Origin of the sequence: Halomonas sp. Bachu 37 (assembly GCF_039691755.1) — a bacterium.
Lineage (GTDB): Bacteria > Pseudomonadota > Gammaproteobacteria > Pseudomonadales > Halomonadaceae > Vreelandella > Vreelandella kashgarensis.
In genome coordinates this window covers 2,715,080-2,739,235 of record NZ_CP137552.1, presented here as the reverse complement: position 1 = coordinate 2,739,235, position 24,156 = coordinate 2,715,080, and the positions used below count along the sequence as shown (strand labels likewise).

The window sequence follows — 24,156 nt, the reverse complement described above, 5'->3', positions numbered from 1 at the left end:
GGGCTTCCCGCTTACAGCAAGTTCTCTGTATCGCGCCGATAGGATGCCGGTATCGTCCTGCCACTATCGGTTAGATGCTGGCGGTCAAGCCGATTTTCAAGGGCGGGCCGAGGAATCGGCTGCTTGCCAGAGGCGCGCCAGACTCTCGCAGCGCGATGTGAGCAGTTCCGGCGTCCGCGCCAGCGCTTCCTCGAGAGGCATCGGCCCATCGGCCAGGGCGAACGTCGCCGTTACACCTTCGTCCAGGCAGGCTTGCCAGTTATCCCCCAGGCTCCCCGCCAGCACGATGACCGGTATGCCTCGTGCGCGGGCGGTGCGGGCCACGCCAATGGGCGTTTTTCCCGCCAGGCTCTGACCGTCCAGGCGCCCCTCGCCGGTGATCACCAGGTCGGCCTGGGCCAGCAGTTCGTTCATACCGGCCTGGGCCATGATCATGTCGATGCCGGGGCGCAGGTCGGCGCCAAGAAACGCTCGCGCGGCGAAGCCCATTCCCCCGGCGGCGCCGGCCCCGGCGGCATGGCGATATTCCGTACCCAGGGTCGCCGCGACGCGATCGGCGAAATGGGCGAGAGCGCTGTCCAGGAGCGCTACCGCCGCTGCGTCGGCTCCCTTTTGCGGGCCGAAAACGGCGCTGGCGCCACGCTCGCCGAGCAAAGGGTTATCCACATCCACCGCCGCTTCCACCTGAAGTCGGGCTAGGCGGGGATCGAGGCGGGAAATATCCAGGCTCGCCAAGGAGCCGAGTGCCTGGCCGCCGGGAGCAAGCGCTTGGCCCTGAGCGTCGAGTAGCCTGGCGCCCAGGGCGCTGAGCATGCCGGCCCCGGCGTCATTGGTGGCGCTGCCTCCCAGGGTGAGCAGTAAACGCTGGGCGCCGTGATCGAGGGCTTCACGGATAAGCTCGCCCACGCCATAGGTCGTGGTGAGCAAGGCATCGCGCTCGTGGGCGTCCAGGTGCTGCAATCCGCTGGCTTCGGCCAGCTCGACAAAAGCGGTATGCTGTGAACCAAGCCAGCCCCAGGAGGCATTGCGGTAACGGCCCAGGGCGTCCTGTACCCGGGCATGGCGGCGTTCGGCGCCGGTGGCGGCGATAATGGCGTCGAGACTGCCCTCCCCGCCGTCGGCCAGAGGGCAGGTAACGATGCAAGCGTGGGGAATGGCCTGACGTATCCCTTGCGCCATGGCGTCGGCGGCGGCCTCGGCGCTCATGGCATCCTTGAAGCTGTCGGGGCATAGCAGAACATTCATCGGCACATTCTCCGCATCGGGTTGTCAGTTGTAGCACACTCAATTGTTCGCAAGGGCAAGGCTTGGCGTCGAGCTTAACGCGCCCACCACCACCGAGCCAGCCGGCTATTGCTAATCTGGCGACCGGGTCCGAAAAGCATTCGCAAGGAGTCGACATGAATTGGAAACCGATCGGTATTGCCGGTTGCTGTTTATGGCTGGCGGGCTGCCAGATGCTGCCGGACCGCTTGCCACAAGCGGAGCCGCCACCGGCGCAAGCCTGTCGCTGGAGCGAGACCGTCCCGGCGGAGACGATACTCAACACCGGCGTGGAAGTCCTGACTGGATGGGAGTTCGATCTCGATAGCTCCGATATTCCCCTGGGCGTGATAACTGCCAGCCGTGTTCGTCAGCGCGCGGGTCTCTATCCCGGTTATGACCTGTACGACCGGTTCGGCAGCGGCACTCACGTCTTCGGTGGCTTCGGCTTCGGCCGGGGAGGCGGTTTTTCCACCGGGGCGATGCTGGAATTCGGCGGCAGGACCGGAGTCGAGCACGAGGATAGGGAGCGCGTGACGGTGCTGGTGGAGAGGGGGGCAGAGAACCTCGTCCGGGTGTCCCGGGATATTCGCCGGTTCGACCATTTCGGCGACTTGCGCGAGTCCCGTAGCGCCAGCGATGCCGAGTTCTGCCAGCGCCTTCGCGACGCCATGCAGGCCGGCATGCCGCAGGCCCCTCGTCAGGAGGACGCCTCATGAAACGCATCCTGATAGTGGGATTGTTCGCGTTGGTATTGGCGGGCTGTGCCACGGCCCCGCCCCAGGAGCCCCGCGGCTTGACGTTCCCCACCCCCGCTGAGGAAACGCTGCGCCAGGCGGTGGGCCTGCTGGTGGAACAGGGCTATATCATTCGCCATGCCGATCTGGCGCTGGGCCGGGCGGAGGGAGCCCTGGCCCGCTGGCCGGAATATCGTGTCCAGCTCCATGTCGTGGCGGAAGGCGAACAGGCGAGCCGCTTACTGATCAGCGCGCAACGCGGCGGACAGCCGCTGCCTCCTCATCTGCTCGACCCCTGGCTGGTGGCGCTCCAGGTGCGTATGGGAGTGGCACCGTGATACGAGCTATCGTCATGGGAGTCCTGGCGCTCTGGTGCGGCGTGATGACGACCGCCGCCTGGGCGCACCCGCACGGCTGGATCGACATGAGCATCGAAGTGCTGACCGATGAGGCCGATGTCATGCAGGGCCTGCGCCAGACCTGGCGGATGGACCCTTTCTACAGCCTGATCGTCATGGAAGAGCTTCAGCAGGTACAGGGCGGCGACCTGGAGGCCGGGCTGGATCAATTGGGCGGGGAGATTCGCGATAACCTGGCATCACACGGGTACTTTACCGAACTGCATCTCGACGATGAGGCGTTGGCAACAGGAGAGGTCGAGGAGTACACCGTGATGGAGCGTCAGGGGCGGGTGGTGTTCATGTTCATCCTGCCGCTGGCAGAGCCGCATTCGTTGGCGGGAAAGACGCTGCGCTATCAGGTCTTCGATCCCAGCTATTATCTGGAAATGGTACATGACGCCGAGAACGACGAACCCACGGCCGAAGCCTTGCGTGTGACGGGGGGCGTAGCGTGTGAAAGGCGTATTATCCCCGCCGACCCGGACCCCGATAAAGTCATGGAAGCCGCCTTGCTGGATGCGGATCAAGAGTCCGCTCCCGGCCTGGGACGTTATTTTGCCGAGACAGGAGAAGTCGCGTGCGGGTAAAACGGATAATGGTATGGGGCGGGTTTTTCCTGGTCGTGCTTGTCATGCTGGCTGCATACCTGATGACAGGAGAGCATACTTGGGCATATCAGGTGCTGGCCTGGCAGCGTGAGCTGCATCGTGGCTTGACCCAGGCGATTACCCAGCTCTCCAGCGCACCGAGCCTGGCGGCCTGGAACGGGCTGCTGGGCGTGAGCTTCGCCTATGGTGTGTTTCATGCCGCCGGGCCCGGACACGGCAAGGCGGTGCTGGCCACGTATCTGGTCTCACAGGGTGGGGCGTTGCGTCGTGCGCTGGCGCTCTCTTTTGCGGCTGCACTGTTGCAGGGAGTCTCGGCAATCACTCTGGTGGTCGCCCTGGTACATGGTCTGGGCTGGTTGACGCGTCAGGCGATGGGCAGCGTGGCCTGGGTGGAGCAGGGCAGTTTTCTGTTGGTGACTGCCCTGGGAGTGTGGCTATGCTGGCGTGCCGTGCGCCAGCTTCGCCGGGCCTATGCTCTTTACCACGACCACGACCACGACCACGACCATACCGATTGCTGTGGAGCGCATCATATCGAGCCCCATCAGACACGAGACTGGCGTACTGCGGTCGTCGCAGTGGTCGCTATCGGGTTACGCCCTTGTAGCGGAGCGGTCTTGCTGCTCGGTGCCGCCACGTTGCTGGGCCAGTTCAGTGCCGGGGTGGTTGCGGTCCTGGTGATGTCGCTGGGAACCGCCCTGACGGTTTCCATGCTGGCGCTGGCCAGCGTGGTGGCGCGGGACTGGGCTCAGCGACGTCTCGCCAGGCAGACCGGCGCTCGCCGCTTGCAACTGGTGGCCGGCGGGATGGCCCTGGGGGGTGGGGTGGCCATCATTGTCCTTGGAATCACGCTGAGTGTTGCCGGGGTAGCGAAGCCCGACAGGGACTCGTTACTCACGCCAATGCGCCCCGCTTCCGTCATAAGCTGAAGTTAGGCGTGGCAAAATCGATGCCGTCTATCTGCGCCAGCAGCAACGCCCGCATGTCGGCCTGACCATCGAGGTCGTATGGCAATGGCGTACCATGGCCCCAGACGGGAGCCGGCCAGGCGGCATCGTCTTGTTTGCGGATCACTACATGAACGTGAAGCTGGCTGACGACGTTGCCCAGGCTGGCAATGTTGACCTTGTCGCCACCGCACGCCGTCTTCATGGCCTTGCCGAGTATTGTCGCCTCATGCCACAGCTGTTGCTGCTCGCTGTGTGAGAGCTCGAAGACCTCGCTGACCTGGGGGCGGCGGGGAACCAGGACGATCCAGGTGAAACGCGCATCGTTCATCAGCAGCAAACGACATAACGGTAGCTCCGCCACGGGAAGGGTATCCGCCTCAAGGCGCTCATCCAGTTTCAGCTCGTTCACAAATACGCTTCCTTGTTAAAGTTGATTTAATCCATCATAGCAGCCCATGGCGGCGGGTTTACCTCGAACCAGCAAGGCGAGCTCGGGAGGACAGCCGTGAAACCAGTGATTGAAAACTAGGCATTAATGCTAAGTGGCTGTTACGCTTTACGTGATGCTGCCAAGTTCAAGGCAGTACAAAATGAAAAGTCACCAGGTGGCGATCGCAAGTATTAGCCTCTACCCTGGTACGTGAATTTAATATCTCGTTAAGGAGAACGATATGAAAAAATTGATGGCGCTTAGCTTTATTCTGCTGATGTCCGCAGGTGCCCTGGCGGGTTGCAATACCATTTCAGGCGCCGGCCAGGACGTGGAGGAAGGCGGCGAAGCCGTGCAGGAAGCCGCCAGCTGATCAACTGATCGACAGCGAAAAGACGCAACGGGCCAGGCATATGCCTGGCCCGTTGCGTTGTGAATGCCGCTTGCGATCCTCGCTGTTGTTAGACGTAGCGGTTGCTAGTCGTAACGATCTTTCCAGCGTTGGCGGCGTATCTGATCCTTGATCATTTCCAGGGCGTCGATCAGCACCTGCTCGGTCACGTGATCGCTGCGTTCATCTACCCGCAGCCACGTATCGAAGCCGTTGCCAGCGACTTTTTCCACCAGCTTGCCGAATTCGGGTGAGTTGATGCCGAGCGCCATCTCGTCCACCAGGCGCCAGGCCACTCCGCTTAGCGAGGCATTCATGGCCTGGGTCAACTGGTGACCCATGGGTAGCCGGCGAAGGCGCTGAATTTCAGGACTCTCCTGCAAGGTACGTCCGATCAGCTGGTTGATATAGGCGCGAATGTCCTCGCGGTTACGTTGATAAGTGCCACCCGCCATCTCTTCCAGGCGCTCGGCGATTTCCTTAACCAGCTGTTGCTTACGCGGCATCACGACTCGCTCGATGACCCGTTCGGTCAGCGAGTCGCTGGACTGGACCTGTTCCTGCACGTTACCCAGAAGGCGCAGCGCGATGCGGTCGGACAACTCCTCCAGCAGGATATCGTAATACTTGGCGAGAAAGGCGTAGGCGGCCCACGTCTGCACATGAATCAACCCCAGGCGCTGCAAGCGGTACAGCAGGGAAACGACACGCAATACCCGCAGGAGGCGAAAACCGCTCACCGGTATGCACCCCAGCACGTCGTACCAGTGGACGAACGGGTAGAAGAACCAGCGGTGGTAGCGGCGCTCGATAATCGCCACCAGCCAGCCCAGCAGCACATCCATCACGAACAGGGCGACGAAGCTCAAGTCGATCGCGGTGAAATTGGCGTGGATGTGCGTCTCGTACCAGCCATGCAGCCCCGGCGCCACCTGCTCGAAAGCCGAATTCAGCGGTGGTAGCAGGTACAGCGAATCGAACAGCAGGAAGCTGAGGTTGATCACCACCGCCGCCATGATGAACAGGTCCCAGACAAGATGCAGGCGTTCGAGTCCCGGCGGCAGGTCTCGCTTGGTTCGGCGGTGCGGGCGGATAGTGTCGTTAGGCGTTTCGATGGCAGCGTCTCCCTGACAGGCTGGCCGATTCATGCACGATGGGCAGCAGATCCCAGCGCATCGCTATGTTGCGCGTGGGTGCGCTGCTGCTCCTGTTCCGCCTGTTTGCGTAACTTCTTGCGCAGGGCGGCCTTCTCGAAGCGAAGCGCCTGTAGCGGTGTCTCCAGACTGAGCGGCGGAACCTGAGCGGGCGTGCCGTCCGCCTCGACGGCGACCATGGTGAAATAACAGCTGTTGGTATGGCGAATCAACTTCTCACGGATATTCTCGGCCACGATCTTCACCCCGACTTCCATGGAGGAGCGTCCTACGTAGTTGACGGTAGCGAGAAACGTGACCAGCTCGCCGACGTGGATAGGCTGTTTGAACAAGACCTGATCGACCGAAAGTGTCACCACGTAGTGCCCCGAATAGCGGCTGGCGCAAGCGAACGCCACTTCGTCGAGTTTCTTGAGGATCGCACCGCCGTGTACCTTGCCGCTGAAATTGGCCATGTCCGGTGTCATCAGCACGGTCATGGAGAGTTCCCGTTGTCCCGCCAGCGCTTGCGTTGCTCCGGGATCATGCTCGGATAAGGGGGTGGAAGCCATGGGATCGATCTCCAAGGAAATAACAAGAATGGCAGTCCCATCAGCATGACGCTTAAATGCCGGTCGCGCAAAAAGTATCCCCGGCAAAAGCCGGGGATACGCAGTGGTTTATCTCGGGGTCGGGCGGCTTAGAACCAGACCAGGCCGACCGAGATGATGATACCGGTGATGAACAGCTGGATCAGGCAGAAGCCCATGATGTCCTTGGCTTTCAAGCCGGCGATGGCGAGCACCGGCAAGGCCCAGAATGGCTGCAGCAGGTTGGTCCAGGCATCGCCCCAGGCCACCGCCATGGCAACGCGGGAGATGTCCGCCCCGAGCGCCTGAGCCGCGGGCAGGATGACCGGCGCCTGTACCGCCCACTGGCCGCCGCCCGAGGGAACGAAGAGGTTGACGATACCGGCACTCAGAAACGACCAGAACGGCAGCGATGTGCTGGTGGAGAAGGAAACCAGCCACTCCGACATGCTTTGTGCCAGGCCGGACTGGACCATGATGGCCATGATGCCGGCGTAGAACGGGAACTGGATGACGATGCCAGCGCCGCCCTTGATGGCTTCATTCAGGCTGATGAGCAGGCTGCGCGGCGTTCGGTGCAGCACGATGGCCAGAAACAGGAATAGGAAGTTGACCACGTTCAGGTTCAAGCCGCCGCCGCGCAGAAAGAAGTGATCGAGCAGGAACAACAGGCCTGGAATCCCCACCAGCCAGGATAGCGGTATGCTGTTTTCCAGCCGCTCCGCCGGACGCGTGCCGCGGGTATGAGATAACTCCGGCTCTTCGAGCAGCTTGGCATCGACATAAACGCTGTCTTTCTCATCCGGCAGCATCAGCCGGTTAACCAGCGGTATGGCAATGAACAGGCAGACCACGATGGCCAGGTTGAAAAAGGCGAAGATCGTCGATCCGGTGCCAATCACGCCAATCTGGTCGGCGGTGAAGTGCCCCTCGGTGGCGATGGTCAGCGGGATCGAGCCGGCAAGCCCCCCGTGCCATACCACAAAGCCGGTGTAGGCACTGGCGACCAGCAAGCGGTAATCGACCCGGACCAGGCGGGCCAGCTCCTTGGCGAACAGCGCTCCGACCACCAGGCCGAAGCCCCAGTTGATCCAGCTTGCCGCCAGCGAGACCAGGGTTACCAGGATGATCGCGCCACCGGCGCTCTTGGCGGTGCCGGCGATGCGCTGGAGGATCCGCTTGACCGGAGGCGAGCTTGCCAGCATGAAGCCCGTCACCAGCACCAGCAGCATCTGCATGGAGAAGGTGAGCAGGTTCCAGAAGCCGTCGCCCCAGAAGCGCAGGACGGCCAGCGGCGTCTGGCGCTCCACGGCGATCGCCGCGATGGCGGCAATCAAGGTAAGCAGCAGGACAAATATATAGGGATCGGGAAGGTAGCGCTCCACCAGCTTGACCGCTGGCTTGGAAATGGCTTTCAGCATGGGATGGGTGCTCGCTTATTGTTTAGGGATGCATCTTCACTAATATACGAGTGTATCGCTTCGTTTTCACGTCGTGTCGTCGCCTGCGCGAAACGCCCCGCTTCGGTGATTGTCGATGTGACGTTGGCGTAAAGGGGATCATGCCCCAAAAGAGAGTCCGACCCAATGGAAGGCTTCAACGCTTAATCACGCCAGTGGAGGCGCCGGTAACGACGGTAATAGCCTATCAGTACCAGCGAGCGCACCAGCGCGAAAAGCATGAAGGCCGCCCACAGGCCATGGTTGCCGAACCCCTGCATCAGCCACCATGCCGGAAGATAAGCCGCCAGCCCGATGTAGATGCTGTTGCGCATTTCGCGTACCGCCGTGGTACCGATGAATACGCCGTCCAGCAGATAGCTCCAGACCGCAATCAACGGCATCACCATCATCCACGGCAAGTACGTTGCGGCGGTCTCACGTACCTCGGGCAAGCCGGTAAGCAGGGCGATCAGGGCATCGCCGCCCACGGCGAAGAGACCACTGGCCACACCGGCGGTGACCAGGGAAAAATACGCGGCCGAGCGCACGATGGCAGCGAATTCCTCCCAGTCGCGACGGCCGAAGGCGCGGCCCACCAGTGACTCGGCGGCGTGGGCGTAGCCATCCAGGGCGTAAGAGGTGAGCATGATGAACTGCAACAGCACGGCATTGGCGGCAAGTACGGTATCCCCTTGGCGCGCTCCCTGGGCGGTGAAGAAGGCCATGGCGAACAGCAGCCCGAGGGTTCGCACGAAAAGGTTGGTGTTGACATGGAACAACTCAGCATAGGCGCTCAATTTCTGCAGACGATGGCGCAGGAAACGCCCACCAAGCTGGGGTAGGCGGCGCAGCACCAGCCAGGCGCCAAACGCCAGAGCGGTGTAGTCGGCCAGTACGCTGGCCCAGGCCACGCCGTTGCTGGTCATGCCCAGCCCGACCACGAACACCACGTCCAGCACGATATTCACACAGTTGGTCAGTACCAGGATCATCAGCGTGACCCGCGAATTCTGCTGACCGAGAAACCAACCCAGAATCGCGTAATTGGCGAGCACCGCCGGGGCCGATAGCAAGCGAATCTCGGCATACTCGCGTGCCAGCCGGGTCGCCGCTTCGCTACCGTCGAGCAACCATAATCCCAGCTCGATCAACGGTGCAGAGAGCAGAATCAAACCGGCGCCGATCACTCCCGCCATGACCAATGACTGCCCCAGCAGATTGCGGACCTCATTGGCGCTTTCCCGGCCCTGGGCCTGGGCGACCAGCCCGGTCGTGCCCATGCGCAGAAAGCCGAAGCTCCAGTAGAGAAAGCCGAGTAGCGTTGCGCCGAGGGTTACTCCGGCAAGGTAGCGAGAATCGGGTAGATGTCCCATGACCGCCGTATCCACCAGGCCCAGCAGCGGTACGCTGATGTTCGAGACGATAATCGGCCAGGCGAGCGACCAGATACGCGGTGGTGGCGAAGGCGACGTGGAAGCCAAGATGACATCCTATCCATGGCCAGAAGGCCGGCTTGAAGGGCTTGTTCGCCATGGCCCGGAGCAGCAACAGGCTCGTCAGTGAAACGCCATAAAAAAACGCCCCTCGTGGCGAGAAGGGCGTTGGTCGGCATTCACTCAGGCGGCGGTGATGCGATGATACTTTTCCATCAACTCATCGCGGTTTTCCGGGCGCTGCGGGTCCAGCGGGATACAGTCCACCGGGCACACCTGCTGACATTGTGGCTCATCGTAGTGGCCGACGCACTCGGTACACAGTCCGGGATCGATCACATAGATCTCTTCGCCCGCAGAAATTGCGTTATTGGGGCATTCCGGTTCGCAGACATCACAGTTGATGCACTCTTCGGTGATCATCAGGGCCATGGCATACCTCGCGTATGGCTTGCGTGACCCACTCGGCATTTAAGCCGAGTGTTTTGGTCGGGTATAAGTTCGATCACGTATTGTAGTGCTTACGCAACGCTTGCGCGACCCGGGGATGAACCAATGGGCTGATATCGCCGCCCAGCTTGGCAATCTCGCGCACGATGGTAGAGGAAATGTACGAGTTTTCGATCGCCGGTGTCAGGAAGACGCTTTCCAGATCAGGGTTTTGCGCCCGGTTCATGTTGGCCAGCTGCAGCTCGTACTCGAAGTCCGACACGGCGCGCAAGCCACGCAGGATGACATGGGCATCGTGCTCTCGCATCAAGGTGGTCAGCAGGCTGGAAAATCCTACCACTTCCACGTTATCGAGATCAGCACAGACACTACGGGCCAACTCGATACGGGTCTCAAGACTCAGGGTGGGGCTCTTGCCAGGGCTGGCGGCGATCGCCACCACGACCCTGTCGAACAGGCGCGCGGCACGCTCGATCAGGTCGAAATGGCCATTGGTGAGAGGATCGAAAGTGCCTGGGTAGACGGCGGTTGTCATCACTTTTCTCCCTCGCCGGGGGCGTCGTCGTCGGCGAGTCGCCCGAACGGGTTGGCGACCGTCAGCGAAACGGGGTGAGTGTAGCCGGGAATGTTGATGTGGTCGGCGTGGATATCCAGCTCCGGGCCTTCGAGTACGGCTTCGCCGAACTGGTAACGTGGCCGGTAGTGGCCCTTGTCCGCCTGGTCCAGGTAAGCCTGGGCCTGGGCTTGCACGGCTTGTCGCCGCTCTCGCCAGGCTTGCATGGCGTGTTTGCCGTGGCGCTGATACAGCAGTTTTTCGGTAACCGCGGGCGAGAGCACCACGCCGGTGGCATTGTTGCCGCCGAACCCCTTGGCATTGATGAAAGCGGCATCCGCCGCGAAGGATTGCGGCTGGTTGCTCAGGCGCAAGCGCTGGGCGTATACGTCGTCGGCCACCTTGTCCAGCGTGGGAATGCCGGGCAGCAAGCCGTGGGAAAAACTTCCCAGGGCGCTGGTGAGCTGGTCGCCTGCCGCGGTTCCTTGCGAGTGACCCACGAAGGCCTTGACGGCGACCACGGGCCACTCCTGCACGCCATTGGCGCGGGCGATTTCATCGAACACGTGGGACTCGGTAATGCGGTTCTTGGGGGTGCTGGTGCCGTGGGCGTGAAGGAAGCTGCGCTGATGCAACGAGCGCTCGCCCAGCATGTCGCGAACCAGCGACGCTGCCTTGCCCAGGGTGATGTAGTTGCCGATGCCTGGCGCCGAAATGGAGCGCTTGAAACCGTCGGCATTGACGAAGACATCCGGCACCGAGCCCAGGATATCCGCCCCTACTTCCAGCGCCAGGGAGTCGTCCATCAGCATGACGAACTGGCTGGCTTCGGCCATGGTGAAACCGCAGTTGCGCGCAAACGGGCGACAGGCGCGCTGGTAGTCAGCATCGCTCAGCACATCGAGGGCATCCAGCAGCTTGAGGCTGGCATCGTCCGCCAGCGCTCCCATGGCGCGAAAGCCTTCGATGATCTCGGGAGTGATGGGGGCATCACTGGTGCCCACCATGACCACGCGGCGGCGCCCGGCGCGGATGTCGTCGATGCCCAGGCGCAGGTTGTAGAGGAAGCTGGCGCAGGCGCCGAGGGTCGCACCCGTGCCGCCGACGCTACCCAGCACGTAAGCATTGAGAAAGTCCGCCGGCATCTGGCCGTAACCCAGGGGCATCTGCTTGGAAGTAGTGCGATTGCCGGTGACCAGGCTCTTGAGCAGCCCTCCCCAGCCTTGATCATCCAGCTGGCCGATGGAGTTACCGGCATAGACGGCGATATGGTCCGGGTCGAGCCGGTTACGCAAGCCCTCCCACGCCAGGCCGCTGGCCCCCAGGCAATCGCTGGCGGCGAAGATGGTCATCGAGAGTCCGCGGGGGTGGTGCACGCTGCGGTAGAGGCTTGCCGGGTCGAACCCGCTGGGGAGTTGGGCGGCCGCCGCAACCTTGGGTGTCTGCGCATCGGGCAGCAGAACATCCAATTCGCCCGCGGGGACGCTGACTTCCACTTCGCGATGGTCAATCGCCCGTACCTGCCAGCTGGCGGGTAGCTGCTCGGGCAGTTGGCGCTTGTGCAGGCGAAACGTCAGCGGTTGGGCAAGCGCCAGGTTCGCCTGGCGATTGGCGGGTAGCCCCGGTGGCTGAAAGCGCGGGTCTTCGTTGCGGCGTATCAGTGTGTGATTGATGACTCGCGCCCGAAAATGCTCGCCGGGCTCCGTTACTGCCTGACCCGACGCATCGCGCCAGCCTTGTTCGTCATGCTGGGCAAGGCGCATCAGGGCGGCCAGGCTTTCGATGGTGTGGCGCTGCTGGTCAGCGGGTAGGACATCAAGCACGGTGCGGCGAAAGGCCTGGTGGCCCGAGGTTCTGCCAGCGGGGTTGATGCCGCCCATGCCGACAATCACCGGTAAGTGTGACAAGCCGGGTTCCTCGTTGTGCGGTGGTTGGTAACTGCTTTATTTCGACACGGCCAAGACGATCCTGCCGCGCGATTTATAGGTATCAGGAGGATGATAGCACCGGGCGTGCAATGGCGTCATGCCGCGGCAGCCTGAGGCTGGTAGAATCCTGGCTCGTCTTCAGGCTGGGAAACCACCGAATCACCATGCAACGTAAATCGCGCCATGTAACATCGAATCAGACCGGTCCCCATCAGGACCTGGAACGCCGGGTCGAGCGTGCCTTGGCGCACCCGCTGCGCAAGCCGATCGCCGACCATACCCGTGCCGCTTTCACGGCGGCATGCGTCTGGTATGCCAAGCAGGGACCGGCGCCGCTGATCCTGGATTCGGGGTGTGGCGTGGGTCTCTCCACCCGCCTGCTCGCTCAGCAGTTTCCTGGGCATGCGGTAATCGGGGTCGATCGTAGCGAGACCCGGCTGGGACGCGACCACGGGGAGCTACCCGCCAATGCCCTGCTGGTCCGCGCCGATCTGGTGGACTTCTGGCGGCTGGCGCATCAGGCTGGGTGGGTATTGGCGCGTCATTACCTGCTCTATCCCAATCCTTATCCCAAGGCAGCGCATCTGAAGATGCGCTGGCATGGTCATCCCGTGCTGCCGACGTTGTTGGCTCTAAAAGGGCGACTGGAGCTGCGCACCAACTGGAAACTTTACGGCGAGGAGTTCGCCCGGGCGGTGGCACTGGTTACCGGGCGTGACGCGCAAGTTCAGCCCTGGGAGCCGCAACCGCCATACCTGACGCCGTTCGAAGCCAAGTATGCGCAAAGCGACCAGGCGCTATGGCGGCTGGTGGTAGCACTGAGTGAAGGTATCGAGCCGGGGCCGCATGACGGGAACGAGCAGGACGCATGAGATTTTCGACGTACGTGGGAGACATGTACCTGGGAGACGTGTACGTGGGAAATATGTACGTGGGAGATATGTACGTGAGGTTTCGCAGTAAACAGGAGAAAGCATGCAAGGCAAGAAAGTGACGACACGGCGCTACCGGCAGCTACCCAAACGCCTGTGCGGCTGGCTGGGTGTGGCAGCGCTGCTGTTCAGTGGCAGTGTCCAGGCGGACTTCGCCCGTCTGAGCCAGCTCGGCGACAAGGGCTTTCTGATCAGCGCCGAAGCCCGCCTGCTGGGCAGCGGCGGCCCGGAGCTTACGCTGGGCGCCATCGAGCCGAACCGGCAGCTTTCGCCGGCGTCGGTCACCAAGGCATACCTCTCGGCTGCGGCCCTGGAGCGTTTCGGCCCCCAGCACCGCTTTACCTCGCGCCTGCTGAGCACGGCACCGGTCGATGCCCAGGGAGTGGTGCAGGGCGATTTGATCTTCGAGGGCGGAGGCGATCCTGCTCTCACCAGCGAAGACTTGTGGCGCCTGGTGCAGCGTCTGCAGCAAGCCGGAGTGCGCGAAATCACCGGTGGCCTGGTGGTAAGCCAGTGGCGTTTCGGCCCGGTATCCTGCATCACCACGGACCGCTGCCAGGCACAAACCCGAGTGGCCAACTCCTATAGTGCGCTGCTCTCTTCCGCCGGGGTCAATTATGGTAACTGGTGCGTCAATGTGGCGCCGGGAGCCGCGCCCGGAGAGCCGGCGCGAGTGACCAACTGCGATAGCCCCATGGAACTGAGCCGCGTCGATAATCGCGTGGTGACCCGGCCGGCCAACAGCGGTACCGAAATCAGCGCGGAACGCGTCACCGACGAGAGTGGTGATGTCATGGTACTGAGTGGTCAGATCTCCACCAATGCTCAGGCGCGGGATATCTACCGTGCCGCCAGCGACCCGGCGCAGCAGACCGCGCAGACGCTCTCCGCGATGCTCGACCAGGCCGGGATCACCCAACGCGAACCGGCACGAACCACGACCACCCAGCCCCCGGCAGGAGCCGTCGTTCTGGCGGCGGTGGATGGCAAACCGCTGCAGGAACTGTTGCTGCGAACCATGAACTACTCGAATAATTTCATGGCGGATACGCTGGCGCTTTCGCTGGTGGAAACGCCGCGTGCGGAGTTGCGCCAGGCCGGAAGGGCCCTGGAAGGGTTCGCTGAAACGCTACCGGGTCACGGTCCGGTCGAGCTGCATAGTGGCAGTGGACTGACGACGGAAAATCGCACCTCGGCGCATGGGGTCAACGTCATGCTGGAGTCGATGTTTCACGAGGGGCCGCTGTTTCCCAGTTTTGTCGCCACCTTCCAGTCGCCCGCCAATGGCGTGATGCGCTTCATTCGCCGCGGCTCCGAGACCTTTCAGAACAACGTTATGCTCAAGACCGGTACCTTGAATCAACCGGTGGCGGTACGTGCAGTGGGAGGTTACTTTCGCACTGTCAGCGGGCGTTGGGGCGTGTTCAGTGTGCTGGTCAACGGCACCACGAGCACTCCCTATCTCAACTGGACGCAGGTGCTGGAGCCGCTGGCCCATGATCTGGAAAGCTTTATCGTGGCGCATTGACCCAGTGACTCCCGCGCTCCTTACCTGACTGCCGATAGGAACCGTAATGAAAGCAAGCGATACCGGCTGGCGACATCTGCTGAATTCCACGCGTTATTCGCTCAAGGGGTTGCGCTCGGCGTTTCGTCACGAGACGGCGTTTCGTCAGGAAGTGGGTGTCTCGCTGGTATTGCTGCCGCTGGCCTGGTGGGTGGGCGATGAGCCGCTGGAGTGGATCGTGCTGATCGGCAGCTGGCTGCTGGTAATGATTACCGAATTGCTCAATAGTGCCATCGAGTGCGTGGTGGACCGGATCGGGGCCGAGCATCATGAGCTTTCCGGGCGCGCCAAGGACATCAGCTCCGCTGCCGTCATGCTGTCGCTGGTGGTAGTGGCGGTGACATGGGGGCTGCTGCTGGGCCAGAAGTTTATCGGCTGATTGACGTTTCCTGGCGGCGTTGCGGTATCCGCCGATGTCGAGTCTTTTTGCGAGGTGACCATGGATTTTCCCGACGATTTTCTGCCGTTGGAAGATATTCCCGCTGCACTCGAGCACCCGCTTGCCCAGGCCTGGCAGCGGGTCCGCGAAGGCCTGGAGCAAGCGGATAACGTGGCCCAGATGACCCGGCAGGATGCCCCTTCGGAGAGCTGGCAGGCGCTGTCCGTGGATCGTCGCCGGGCGTTGGCGCGGGTGCTGGCAATCTCGACCTTCGCCGTGGACACACTGGCGCGCTACCCGACCTGGCTTGGCGAGCTGGATGCCGGCGGGGAGCTGGATGCAGCACCCGAGCGGGACACCTTGCAGCAGTGGCTCGATGAAGCCCTTGACGGCGTGGACGAGGAGGCGGCGATGCACGCCGCGATTCGCCGCTTTCGCCGCGCCCGCATGTTCGCCATCGTCTGGCGCGATCTCAATCGTCCTGGCGAGAGCGAGCCACACGAGCATCCACGCGAGGCCATGTGGAGCACCGCCGCTGCCGTATCGCACTTGGCGGAAGTGTGCCTGGAGGCGGCCCTGGGCTGGCTTGAAGCGCATCTGGCGCCACGCTGGGGTCATCCCGCCGAACGGGCGGATGGTTCACCGCAACGGCTGGTGGTGCTGGGCATGGGCAAGCTGGGCGCCGGCGAGCTGAATCTCTCCTCGGACATCGACCTGATCTTCGCCTTTGCCGAGAAGGGCGAAACCCAGGGCGGGCGCAAGGCGCTGGAGCACCAGGAATACTTCACCAAGATCGGCCAGCGCCTGATTGCCGCCCTCGATGCCGTCACCGCCGACGGTTTCGCCTTTCGCGTCGACATGCGCCTGCGCCCATTGGGCGATGGCGGCCCGCTGGTGGGCAGCTTCGCCATGCTGTCGAGCTACTACCAGGACCAGGGCCGCGAGTGGGAGCGTTACGCCATGCTCAAGGCGCGCCCGGTTGCCGGCGACATCGACGCCGGCTACGAGCTGCTGGCCGGCCTGAAGCCGTTCGTCTATCGCAAGTACCTGGATTTCGGCGCCATCGAATCCCTGCGTGAACTCAAGGCGATGATCAACCGCGAAGTGCGACGCAAGGGCATGCAGAGCAACATCAAGCTGGGGCCGGGCGGCATCCGTGAAGTGGAATTCGTGGTCCAGGCCTTCCAGCTGATTCGTGGCGGCCGCGATACCGAGCTGCAGGTCGCCTCGCTCAAGACTGCCCTGCAACGCTTGCCGGCGCTGGGCCTGCTGCCCGGTGAAGTGGTCGACGAACTGCTGCCGGATTACGCCTTTCTGCGCGATCTGGAGCACGCCATCCAGGCGCTGGAGGACCGCCAGACTCAGACGCTGCCGGCCGACTATACCGACCGCGAGCGGGTCGCCCTGGCGATGGGCCATGAGGATTGGCCTGCCCTGATGGCGGAGCTGGACGAAGTTCGCGAGCGGGTACGCCGCCACTTCGACGCGGTGATCGCAGACCCCGAGGAGGAGCTCGACGAACCCGAGACGGTGGGCGATGGCTTGAGCCTGGAGCAGTGGCGCCTGCTGTGGCGCACCGAGCTAGAAGAGGACGAAGCGCAGGCGCTGCTCGAGCAAGCGGGATTCGCCGACCCCGACAAGGCGCTCAAGCGCCTGCGCGGGCTCTACCACTCGCGCCAGGTACAGAGCATGCAACGGATCGGCTTCGAGCGGCTGGATGCGCTTATGCCGCTGCTGCTGGGAGCGCTTGCCGACCACGCCAGCCCGGACAGGGCGCTGGCCCGGGTCCAACCGCTGATCGAAGCGGTGCTGCGGCGTACGGCATATCTGGCGCTGCTGCGGGAAAATCCCCATACCCTCGAACACTTGCTTGAACTTTGCAGTGCCAGCCCCTGGATCGCCGAGCAGCTGGCGCGGTATCCGCTGCTGCTGGATGAATTGCTCACCCCCGAAACCCTGTATACCCCGGCGGACAAGGAGCGCCTGGCCGACGAGCTGCGCCAGGCGCTGGGGCGTATTCCCGAGGACGACGAGGAAGCCCAGCTTGAAGCCTTGCGTGTATTCAAGCACGCCCAGATGCTCCATGTGGCGGCCTCCGATATCGCCGGGACCCGCCATTTGATGAAGGTCAGCGACTACCTGACCTATATTGCCGAAGTGATACTGGACGCGGTGCTGGCGATGGCCTGGAAGCACGTCACGCGCAAGCACGGCGTGCCGGAAGGCATGGAGGCAGACGCTGCACCGGCTTTTCTTATCGTGGGTTACGGCAAGCTTGGCGGAATCGAGCTGGGTTACGGCTCGGACCTCGATCTGGTGTTCCTGCACGACAGCGCCGGCAAGGGCAGTACCAACGGGCCCCGGCCTATCGATACGCCGGTCTTCTTCACCCGGCTAGGCCAGCGAATCATCCACCTGCTGACCGCCGTCACTCCAGCCGGCAGCCTCTACGAAGTGGACATGCGCTTGCGCCCCTCGGGCAATTCGGGGTTGCTGGTCACATCCCTTGAGTCGTTTGCCGATTATCAGGAACACCATGCCTGGACCTGGGAGCACCAGGCGCTGGTGCGCGCCCGGGTGGTGGCGGGGGAGGCCGGGCTGGCCGAACGCTTCAATACCATTCGCGGCGATATCCTGGCCCGGCCCCGGGATGTCGCAGAGCTGCGCGAAGACGTGATCAAGATGCGCCGCAAGATGCGCGAGCACCTGGCGAGTAAACCCGGTGAAGAGATGTTCGACCTCAAGCAGGACCCTGGTGGCATGGTCGATATCGAGTTTCTGTGCCAATACGCGGTGCTGGCGCTGGCCCACGAAACCCCGGCCCTGATAACCTATAGCGACAATATTAGAATTCTCGAAAATCTGGCCGCCGGCGGCCATTTGCCTGCCGAGGAGGCCGAGCGCCTGCGTGACGCCTATCTCGCCTATCGCAGCACTACGCACCGTGCGGCACTCATCGGCGAGCCGGCCAAGGGCAGGAAAGAGGAGTTCGAGACGCATCGCCAAGCTGTCATCGCGCTATGGAAACGCTTCCTGGAAGCGGGAGAGAGCACTCAACAACAAGGATAGGAAATGACAGGGCAGATTCTTGCCACGCTGTTGCCGGTGTTTCTGATTGCCGGTAGCGGGGCGCTTTACGGCCATTGGCGCACCCCGGATATTCGTAGCCTCAACACACTCAACATGGAGCTTTTCGTTCCGCTTCTGGTGTTTGCCGTGTTGGCGGACCGTCAGGCGCCGTTGGCGGATTATATCTGGCTCGCCGTTGCGGCAGCCGCCGTGGTGCTGGGGTCTGGCCTGCTGCTGTGGCCAGTGGTGAAGTGGCTGAAGCTGGACGCCAAGGTATTCCTGCCACCGATGATGTTCAACAACGCCGGCAACATGGGCGTGCCGCTGCTGGTCCTGGCTTTCGGCCCGGAGGCGCTGCCCGCCGCCGTGGTGGTGTTCATCGTCGAGATGCTGCTGCACTTCTCCGTGGGGCTTTACATGCTCAACCCGCGCACGTCGCTGTGGCGTATGCTGCGCATGCCCATCGTGCTGGCGAGCGTGGTGGGGCTGGGGGTCAATTTCAGCGGCATGCCGCTGCCCGGCTGGCTGTTGGAGGCCATGCACATGCTCGGGGGAGTATGCATTCCGCTGATGCTGTTCGCCCTCGGGGTGAGGCTGCTGGAAATCGACTTCAGCGACTGGCGCACGGGCCTGCTGGGGGCGCTGTTGTGCCCGTTATCCGGTCTGGTCATCGCCTTGCCATTGCTACTGATTTTGCCCTTGAACCCGCTCCAGGTCGCGGTGCTGCTGGTGTTTGCCGCTCTGCCGCCGGCGGTGCTCAACTATCTGGTGGCCGAACAGTATCGTCTGCAGCCCCACAAGGTGGCGTCCGTGGTGCTGATCGGTAACTTGGGGAGTCTGGTGGTAATGCCGCTGACCCTGGTCGTGGTCTTCACCTGGGTCTATGCCCCGGTATGAAGGCCAGCGGGGAAGCCGTATGGCATGATCGTCAGCCAGGAAGGCGCAAGAGCGTTGGCGGTTATCGGCGGCGTTCTTCTCTCACTTCGTAACTGCCTTCCAGCACTTCCTGTCGAGAAGTAAAGTCCTGACGAGAAGTAAAGTGATCGCCTTGGCCGCCACCGATATCCTGGGCCTGCCGGGCGCGCATCTGCTCCATGCGCTTTTTCATCTTGTAACGAACAAAAGGCATCATCGCCCAGCCGACAAGCAGGAAAAACAGGCCCAGCACGACACCGACGATCATCAGGGCACCGAAGGCAAGCCAGGTAAACAGTAACTTGACGCTTCCCATCAGGCCGTCAGGGCGAGCCTGACCGGCACGTGACCGCCACTGGTGGGCTGCCTGCCAGGCGGCGTTGCGCGGGTCGCGATTGGAATGAGTCATGGTGATGCTCCATAAGAGATGTCTTCGCCTTGGAACGCGTCAGCCCGAGCAAGTTCATCGCCACTGTGCGATTGTCGAAAAACAGAGCAGACCATGCGCGCATGCGAGCCGGTGCTGCAGCTGATAGTATCTATCGTGCAGCACCGGTAGGTGTACCACTCGATTGCTGACAAGGATGAACTCATGGCAAATCATGGAGGCAGAACAGTTTTCTGGGCGTCTGCGGTGATTATCTTCGCCTTGGTAATAATTGGTTCGTTATTTCCCGAGGGGTTCGGTAGCGCGGCTCAGGCGGCGCTCAATACGGTAACGCATCTGTTTGGCTGGTTTTATCTTCTTTCCGTTTTCGGTTTCGTCATCTTCCTGGTAGCCCTGGCGCTGAGCAAGCATGGCAAGGTGCGCCTCGGACCCCAGGACAGCACACCCAGCTACACTTTCTTCTCGTGGATCAGCATGCTGCTGGCCGCCGGTTTCGGTGTCGGGCTGGTGTTCTACGGCATGGCGGAACCGATGATCCACTATATCGAGCCACCCTACGGCGATGTGGAGTCGGAAAGCGCGGATTCCGCCCGCTACGCTATCCAGTACGCCTATTTCAATTGGGGGATTCACCAGTGGGCCGCCTTTGCGCTGGTCGGGCTGATCATCGCTTACTTTCAGTTCCGCAAGGGACAGGCGGGACTGGTCTCTTCGGTTCTCTCCTCGGTGACCGCCAAATCTCCCCGCCTTCGTCCGTATGCCTCCTGGCTGGATGTGTTTGCGGTCGTGGCCACGGTCATGGGGGTGGCCACTTCGCTGGGGCTGGGCGTACTGCAGATGAACGGCGGCTTGAATGCGGTCTTCGGCATGCCCGAGAACGGCTGGTGGCAGTTCGTCATCCTGTTCGTGATGTTCTGTGCCTACATGGCCTCGACCTGGTCGGGGCTGGACAAGGGCATCAAGCGCCTGTCCAATCTCAACATGTTGTTATGCATCGGCCTGATGCTGTATGTATTGGTGACCGGGCCGACGATCGCGATACTGGAGACGATCACGCTGGGTATCGGCGACTACCTGCAGAATTTCGTCGGCATGAGTTTGCGTATCTCACCCTATGACGGCAACGACTGGGGCGGCGGCTGGACGATCTTCTACTGGGCGTGGGTGATTGCCTGGTCGCCCTTCGTCGGGACCTTCGTGGCGCGCGTGTCTCGTGGACGCACGATCAAGGAGTATGTGTTCGGGGTTCTGCTGGTGCCGCCGCTGTTGGCCTGTCTGTGGATCGGGGTATTCGGCGGTGCCGCCATCAACCTGGAGCTGGGCGTTGGCGATGTGGGCCTGGCTGCCGCCACGCAGGAAAATATTACCGTCGCCCTGTTCGAGATGTTCGAGCTCATGCCTTTCTCCGGCGTGCTCTCGGTGGTAGCGATGATGCTGATCTTTGTCTTTCTGGTCACATCGGCGGATTCGGCCTCCTATATCGTGGCGCAAATGACGGATAATGGCTCGATCAACCCGCCGCTCTACAAGCGCATCATCTGGGGCGTGCTGATCGCGGCAATCTGTTTCACTCTGATTGTGGCCGGGGGGCTGTCCGGTCTGCAGTCGGCTGCCGTGCTGTCGGCGTTGCCGTTCACCTTCATCCTGTACATGATGGTGATCGTGCTGGTGCGGGAGTTGCGCTCCGATCGCAAGGCGATGCTGACCCAGTTGTATCGTCGCCACGGGGAAACGCCGGTGGGTGCCGACGCCTTCGAAGCAGAACAACTGGGCGAGGAGGAGCGCCTGCGCCGGGCACCGAACGTGATCAATCGTCGAATCAATCGACGCGAGGGAGGCTGACATGCAGCGAAAAAACGCAACACGGGCGGCCGGGTTCCCGCGCTGTGACGGGGCCTGTTGAACCATGGCCCGACAAGGGCGCCACGGCGCCACGCGACGCCGCCCTCGCAATGCGGAGTTCGACCGCTGGCTGGACCGGATCGTCGATATTGCTGTGGTCACGTCGCTGCTGGTGGGGACTGCTGCGGTGATTGCCCATTGGCTTCTGTAGCGGTAACCATGACGAGAGTCGACCCGGAGCTATGCTAGGCTTCGGGTTTGTCCTTTTATGAGACTATCCCCAAGACCATCCCGAAGACCATCTCAGAGACTATCGCCCGTGCGCTTCCCGTTATCTTCCTCGCCGCGGCAGCACGCCTCGCGCCGCGAAATCTTCGGTTGGGCGATGTTCGATTTCGCCAACCAGGCCTATACCCTGCTGATCATCACCGTGGTCTTTGGTGAGTTGTTCACCACCGTGATCGTCGGCGAGCGCGGCGACAGCTATCGTTGGGCCAATTTCCTGTGGAGCCTGGCCCTGGCGCTCAGCTATCTGCTGGTAGTGGTGACGGCGCCGCTGTGTGGCGCGGTAATGGATTATCGCGCCGAGAAGAAGCGCTTTCTACTGATCAGTTACCTGGCGACCGTCGCCGCCACGGCCATGCTGTACTTCGTGACCCCGGGATATGTCGTGGTGGGGATGGTGCTGATCGTGGTGTCGAACTATGCCTACTCCATGGGCGAGTCGTTCATTGCTGCTTTCCTGCCGGAACTGGGACCGCCGGAGTCGCTGGGCAAGATTTCCGGCTTCGGTTGGGCGTTGGGCTATATTGGCGGGCTCTTTGCCGCTGGTTTCACGCTGATAGCACTGGGTGAAGCCACGGCGGACAATTTCGAACGTATACGCTGGGTCGGGCCTTTCGCGGCGGGATTCTTTCTGATCGCGGCCATTCCCACTTTTCTATGGCTCAAGGAGCGGGGCCTGGCACAACCGCCGGGCCGTTCCTATCGTGCCATCGCCCAGGCGCGTATCCGTACCACCCTGCACGAGCTGCGCTATTTCAAGGATCTCACCACGTTTCTGGTCTCGCTGCTTTTCTCCATGGCGGGGGTGTACATCATTATCGCCTTCGCCTTCATTTATGGAGCCCAGGTGATCAACTGGGACGAGAGCGTACGCAATATCATGTTCATCATCGTCCAGCTCACGGCGGCGGCGGGCGCGCTGGGGTTCGGGTGGATACAGGACCGCTGGGGAGCGAAGAAGACCTACCAGCTGACATTGGCGTTGTGGGTCGCCGCAATCCTGGCGATCTGGGCGACCCCAGAGCTGACGGCCTGGCTCAACCGTCTGCTGGCGACTCATCTGCAGGCCCAGCATGTTTTCCTGGTGGTGGGCTGTTTGGCGGGACTGAGCCTGGGGTCCAGCCAATCGGCGAGCCGTGCGCTGGTGGGGTTGTTCTCGCCGCTGGAAAAATCCGCCGAGTTCTTCGGCTTCTGGGGCTTGGCCAACAAGCTGGCTGGGGTTTTTGGTATCGTCCTGCTGGGAGTTTTACAGACGCTGGTGGGGCTACAAGCGTCTATTCTGTTATGTGCGGCCCTGTTCATCACGGCGATGGTGATTTGCATGCGGGTGAATCAAGCACGGGGCTGCCTGGCGGCAAAGCAATGGGAACCGCACTGAAGCACCCACTCACCGAGCAGGAGCAAGCGATCAATCGAGGTGACGCATGGCTAAGCACGGAACGCGACGCAGTGGTCTGGGCATGATGCTGCTTTTCTGGGTACTGTTGATGGCGATCGGCACCTGGTGGCTGCACGGTGGGTGGGAGGAGTTGTTTCGGCCCAACGCGCAGTTGATCAGTGCGGTACCCGACGGAGAGCCGGTGACGCTGAAGCGCAATCGGTCGGGGCATTTCGAGGCACCGGGCTACATCAATGGCGAGCCCGTTACCTTCCTGCTGGATACCGGAGCCACCTATGTCGCGGTGCCCGGCGAGTTGGCGGATCGCCTGGACCTTGAGCCCGGGCGCAACGCCTGGTTCAACACCGCCAATGGCCGTGTCGAAGGCACCCTGACCCAACTGGAGGAAGTGGCGCTGGGCGGCATGCGGGTGGAGCAGGTTCAAGGGTCCATCAGCCCGGCGATGGAGGGGGATACGGTGTTGCTGGGTATGAGCTTTCTGAATCATTTCGCCATCGAGATCGCGGAAGGAAAAATGCAGTTGCGTATTCCCGAAGCCACTGCTTTGCCTTGAGACGTGCGCCACGGTGTGCTTAGCTGAAACTACATGAATGCCAACACGCTAAGGAGTTGCCATGGGCATTGAAGTAGGTGGTTTATTAGGCTTGATCTGGCTGGTAATCGTCGTCTGGGCCATCATCAAGGTAGCCAAGAGCTCGGCTGGCGGTGTCGCCAAGTTACTGTGGATTCTGGCATTGCTGCTTTTCCCTCTTATCGGGTTGATCGTATGGTTCCTGCTGGGCCCCAAGGGCTAGCGCATCGACCAATCTAGCGCACCAACCAGTAGAAACGCGCAACAAGCAAGAAGGCAAGCCAATGGGCTTGCCTTCTTCATCAGCTATCATCCTCAGGAAGTGATATCCGCTTGCAACAGCCAGCCTGGACGATGCGTGCGCCCCGGCGAGTCATTTCTCGGGTGGCCGATAATGACCAGGAACGATGACTTTCTCCCCGTTGGATAGATCCCGCACGTGAGTGGGCACATAAACGCGCTTGATGACACTTTTGCCGTTGTGGTCGGACATGAGACTC

General features: G+C 62.0%; 25 protein-coding genes. 15 read left to right on the top strand and 10 right to left on the bottom strand.

What is annotated here, in order from left to right; genetic code table 11:
* Positions 1 to 96: 96 nt before the first annotated feature.
* Positions 97 to 1,245 (bottom strand): glycerate kinase, encoded by a 1,149-nt coding sequence (locus R5M92_RS12620; protein ID WP_346796301.1) that lies wholly within the window; start codon positions 1,243 to 1,245, stop codon positions 97 to 99.
* Positions 1,246 to 1,400: 155 nt separating this feature from the next.
* Between R5M92_RS12620 and R5M92_RS12615 the strand changes: the two genes are divergently transcribed.
* The 4 genes from R5M92_RS12615 to R5M92_RS12600 are packed head-to-tail and all read left to right on the top strand — an operon-like array spanning position 1,401 to position 3,938.
* Positions 1,401 to 1,982 (top strand): hypothetical protein, encoded by a 582-nt coding sequence (locus R5M92_RS12615; protein ID WP_346796300.1) that lies wholly within the window; start codon positions 1,401 to 1,403, stop codon positions 1,980 to 1,982.
* Positions 1,979 to 2,338 carry a hypothetical protein gene (locus R5M92_RS12610; protein WP_346796299.1) on the top strand — a complete coding sequence of 120 codons (360 nt, stop codon included), beginning with the start codon at positions 1,979 to 1,981 and terminating at the stop codon, positions 2,336 to 2,338. Before R5M92_RS12615 ends, R5M92_RS12610 begins: the two co-directional genes overlap by 4 nt.
* The gene (locus R5M92_RS12605) at positions 2,335 to 2,988 is read left to right on the top strand and encodes a DUF1007 family protein (protein ID WP_346796298.1); all 654 of its coding nucleotides are present in this window, start codon (positions 2,335 to 2,337) and stop codon (positions 2,986 to 2,988) included. The genes R5M92_RS12610 and R5M92_RS12605 overlap by 4 nt, the downstream gene beginning before the upstream one ends.
* 44 nt (positions 2,989 to 3,032) lie before the next feature.
* Positions 3,033 to 3,938: a nickel/cobalt transporter gene (locus R5M92_RS12600; protein WP_346799363.1), complete on the top strand. Its 906-nt coding sequence runs from the start codon at positions 3,033 to 3,035 to the stop codon at positions 3,936 to 3,938.
* Here R5M92_RS12600 and R5M92_RS12595 read toward each other — a convergent pair.
* Positions 3,928 to 4,368, bottom strand: coding sequence for an HIT family protein (locus R5M92_RS12595; protein ID WP_346796297.1), 441 nt, complete (start codon positions 4,366 to 4,368; stop codon positions 3,928 to 3,930). The genes R5M92_RS12600 and R5M92_RS12595 overlap by 11 nt on opposite strands.
* 262 nt (positions 4,369 to 4,630) lie before the next feature.
* On the opposite strand from R5M92_RS12595, the gene R5M92_RS12590 reads away from it, so the two are divergent.
* Positions 4,631 to 4,762, top strand: coding sequence for an entericidin A/B family lipoprotein (locus R5M92_RS12590; RefSeq protein ID WP_346796296.1), 132 nt, complete (start codon positions 4,631 to 4,633; stop codon positions 4,760 to 4,762).
* A 104-nt stretch (positions 4,763 to 4,866) separates the two neighbouring features.
* Here the strand turns inward: R5M92_RS12590 and R5M92_RS12585 are convergent, their stop codons facing one another.
* From R5M92_RS12585 to R5M92_RS12555, 7 genes are all read right to left on the bottom strand, one after another.
* Entirely contained in the window at positions 4,867 to 5,928 is a 1,062-nt protein-coding gene (locus R5M92_RS12585; RefSeq protein ID WP_346796295.1) for an ion transporter, read from the bottom strand.
* Positions 5,925 to 6,485 carry an acyl-CoA thioesterase gene (locus R5M92_RS12580; RefSeq protein ID WP_346796294.1) on the bottom strand — a complete coding sequence of 187 codons (561 nt, stop codon included), beginning with the start codon at positions 6,483 to 6,485 and terminating at the stop codon, positions 5,925 to 5,927. The genes R5M92_RS12585 and R5M92_RS12580 overlap by 4 nt, the downstream gene beginning before the upstream one ends.
* A 128-nt stretch (positions 6,486 to 6,613) precedes the next feature.
* Positions 6,614 to 7,924 (bottom strand): short-chain fatty acid transporter, encoded by a 1,311-nt coding sequence (locus R5M92_RS12575; protein ID WP_346796293.1) that lies wholly within the window; start codon positions 7,922 to 7,924, stop codon positions 6,614 to 6,616.
* A 182-nt stretch (positions 7,925 to 8,106) separates the two neighbouring features.
* A complete protein-coding gene (locus R5M92_RS12570; protein WP_346796292.1) occupies positions 8,107 to 9,426 on the bottom strand; it encodes an MATE family efflux transporter in 1,320 nt (439 codons plus the stop codon).
* A 135-nt stretch (positions 9,427 to 9,561) separates the two neighbouring features.
* Positions 9,562 to 9,810: a YfhL family 4Fe-4S dicluster ferredoxin gene (locus tag R5M92_RS12565; RefSeq protein WP_346796291.1), complete on the bottom strand. Its 249-nt coding sequence runs from the start codon at positions 9,808 to 9,810 to the stop codon at positions 9,562 to 9,564.
* Positions 9,811 to 9,883: 73 nt separating this feature from the next.
* On the bottom strand, positions 9,884 to 10,363 hold the full coding sequence (gene coaD / locus R5M92_RS12560) for a pantetheine-phosphate adenylyltransferase (protein ID WP_346796290.1): 480 nt from the start codon (positions 10,361 to 10,363) through the stop codon (positions 9,884 to 9,886).
* A complete protein-coding gene (locus R5M92_RS12555; protein WP_346799361.1) occupies positions 10,363 to 12,261 on the bottom strand; it encodes a beta-ketoacyl synthase in 1,899 nt (632 codons plus the stop codon). The genes coaD and R5M92_RS12555 overlap by 1 nt, the downstream gene beginning before the upstream one ends.
* A gap of 212 nt (positions 12,262 to 12,473) precedes the next feature.
* Here R5M92_RS12555 and R5M92_RS12550 point away from each other — a divergent pair, with 212 nt between their 5' ends.
* The 5 genes from R5M92_RS12550 (at position 12,474) to R5M92_RS12530 (ending at position 19,153) form a co-directional block, all read left to right on the top strand.
* Positions 12,474 to 13,181 (top strand): methyltransferase domain-containing protein, encoded by a 708-nt coding sequence (locus R5M92_RS12550; RefSeq protein WP_346796288.1) that lies wholly within the window; start codon positions 12,474 to 12,476, stop codon positions 13,179 to 13,181.
* Between the two features lie 103 nt (positions 13,182 to 13,284).
* Complete coding sequence (gene dacB / locus R5M92_RS12545; protein ID WP_346796287.1) at positions 13,285 to 14,769, top strand: D-alanyl-D-alanine carboxypeptidase/D-alanyl-D-alanine-endopeptidase; 1,485 nt, start codon at positions 13,285 to 13,287, stop codon at positions 14,767 to 14,769.
* 46 nt (positions 14,770 to 14,815) lie between these two features.
* Positions 14,816 to 15,187 (top strand): diacylglycerol kinase, encoded by a 372-nt coding sequence (locus tag R5M92_RS12540; protein WP_346796286.1) that lies wholly within the window; start codon positions 14,816 to 14,818, stop codon positions 15,185 to 15,187.
* Positions 15,188 to 15,247: 60 nt separating this feature from the next.
* Positions 15,248 to 18,256, top strand: a complete 3,009-nt coding sequence (gene glnE / locus R5M92_RS12535; protein ID WP_346796285.1) for a bifunctional [glutamate--ammonia ligase]-adenylyl-L-tyrosine phosphorylase/[glutamate--ammonia-ligase] adenylyltransferase — start codon at positions 15,248 to 15,250, stop codon at positions 18,254 to 18,256.
* A gap of 3 nt (positions 18,257 to 18,259) precedes the next feature.
* Positions 18,260 to 19,153: an AEC family transporter gene (locus R5M92_RS12530; RefSeq protein WP_346796284.1), complete on the top strand. Its 894-nt coding sequence runs from the start codon at positions 18,260 to 18,262 to the stop codon at positions 19,151 to 19,153.
* Between the two features lie 61 nt (positions 19,154 to 19,214).
* Here the strand turns inward: R5M92_RS12530 and R5M92_RS12525 are convergent, their stop codons facing one another.
* On the bottom strand, positions 19,215 to 19,580 hold the full coding sequence (locus tag R5M92_RS12525; protein WP_346796283.1) for a hypothetical protein: 366 nt from the start codon (positions 19,578 to 19,580) through the stop codon (positions 19,215 to 19,217).
* A 183-nt stretch (positions 19,581 to 19,763) separates the two neighbouring features.
* On the opposite strand from R5M92_RS12525, the gene R5M92_RS12520 reads away from it, so the two are divergent.
* The 5 genes from R5M92_RS12520 (at position 19,764) to R5M92_RS12500 (ending at position 23,879) form a co-directional block, all read left to right on the top strand.
* Entirely contained in the window at positions 19,764 to 21,401 is a 1,638-nt protein-coding gene (locus R5M92_RS12520) for a BCCT family transporter (protein ID WP_346796282.1), read from the top strand.
* A 64-nt stretch (positions 21,402 to 21,465) separates the two neighbouring features.
* On the top strand, positions 21,466 to 21,612 hold the full coding sequence (locus R5M92_RS12515) for a hypothetical protein (RefSeq protein ID WP_346796281.1): 147 nt from the start codon (positions 21,466 to 21,468) through the stop codon (positions 21,610 to 21,612).
* A gap of 108 nt (positions 21,613 to 21,720) precedes the next feature.
* Positions 21,721 to 23,064 carry an MFS transporter gene (locus R5M92_RS12510; protein WP_417338867.1) on the top strand — a complete coding sequence of 448 codons (1,344 nt, stop codon included), beginning with the start codon at positions 21,721 to 21,723 and terminating at the stop codon, positions 23,062 to 23,064.
* Between the two features lie 46 nt (positions 23,065 to 23,110).
* A complete protein-coding gene (locus tag R5M92_RS12505) occupies positions 23,111 to 23,638 on the top strand; it encodes a retropepsin-like aspartic protease (RefSeq protein WP_346796279.1) in 528 nt (175 codons plus the stop codon).
* A gap of 61 nt (positions 23,639 to 23,699) precedes the next feature.
* On the top strand, positions 23,700 to 23,879 hold the full coding sequence (locus R5M92_RS12500; protein ID WP_346796278.1) for a PLDc N-terminal domain-containing protein: 180 nt from the start codon (positions 23,700 to 23,702) through the stop codon (positions 23,877 to 23,879).
* Positions 23,880 to 24,156: the final 277 nt, after the last annotated feature.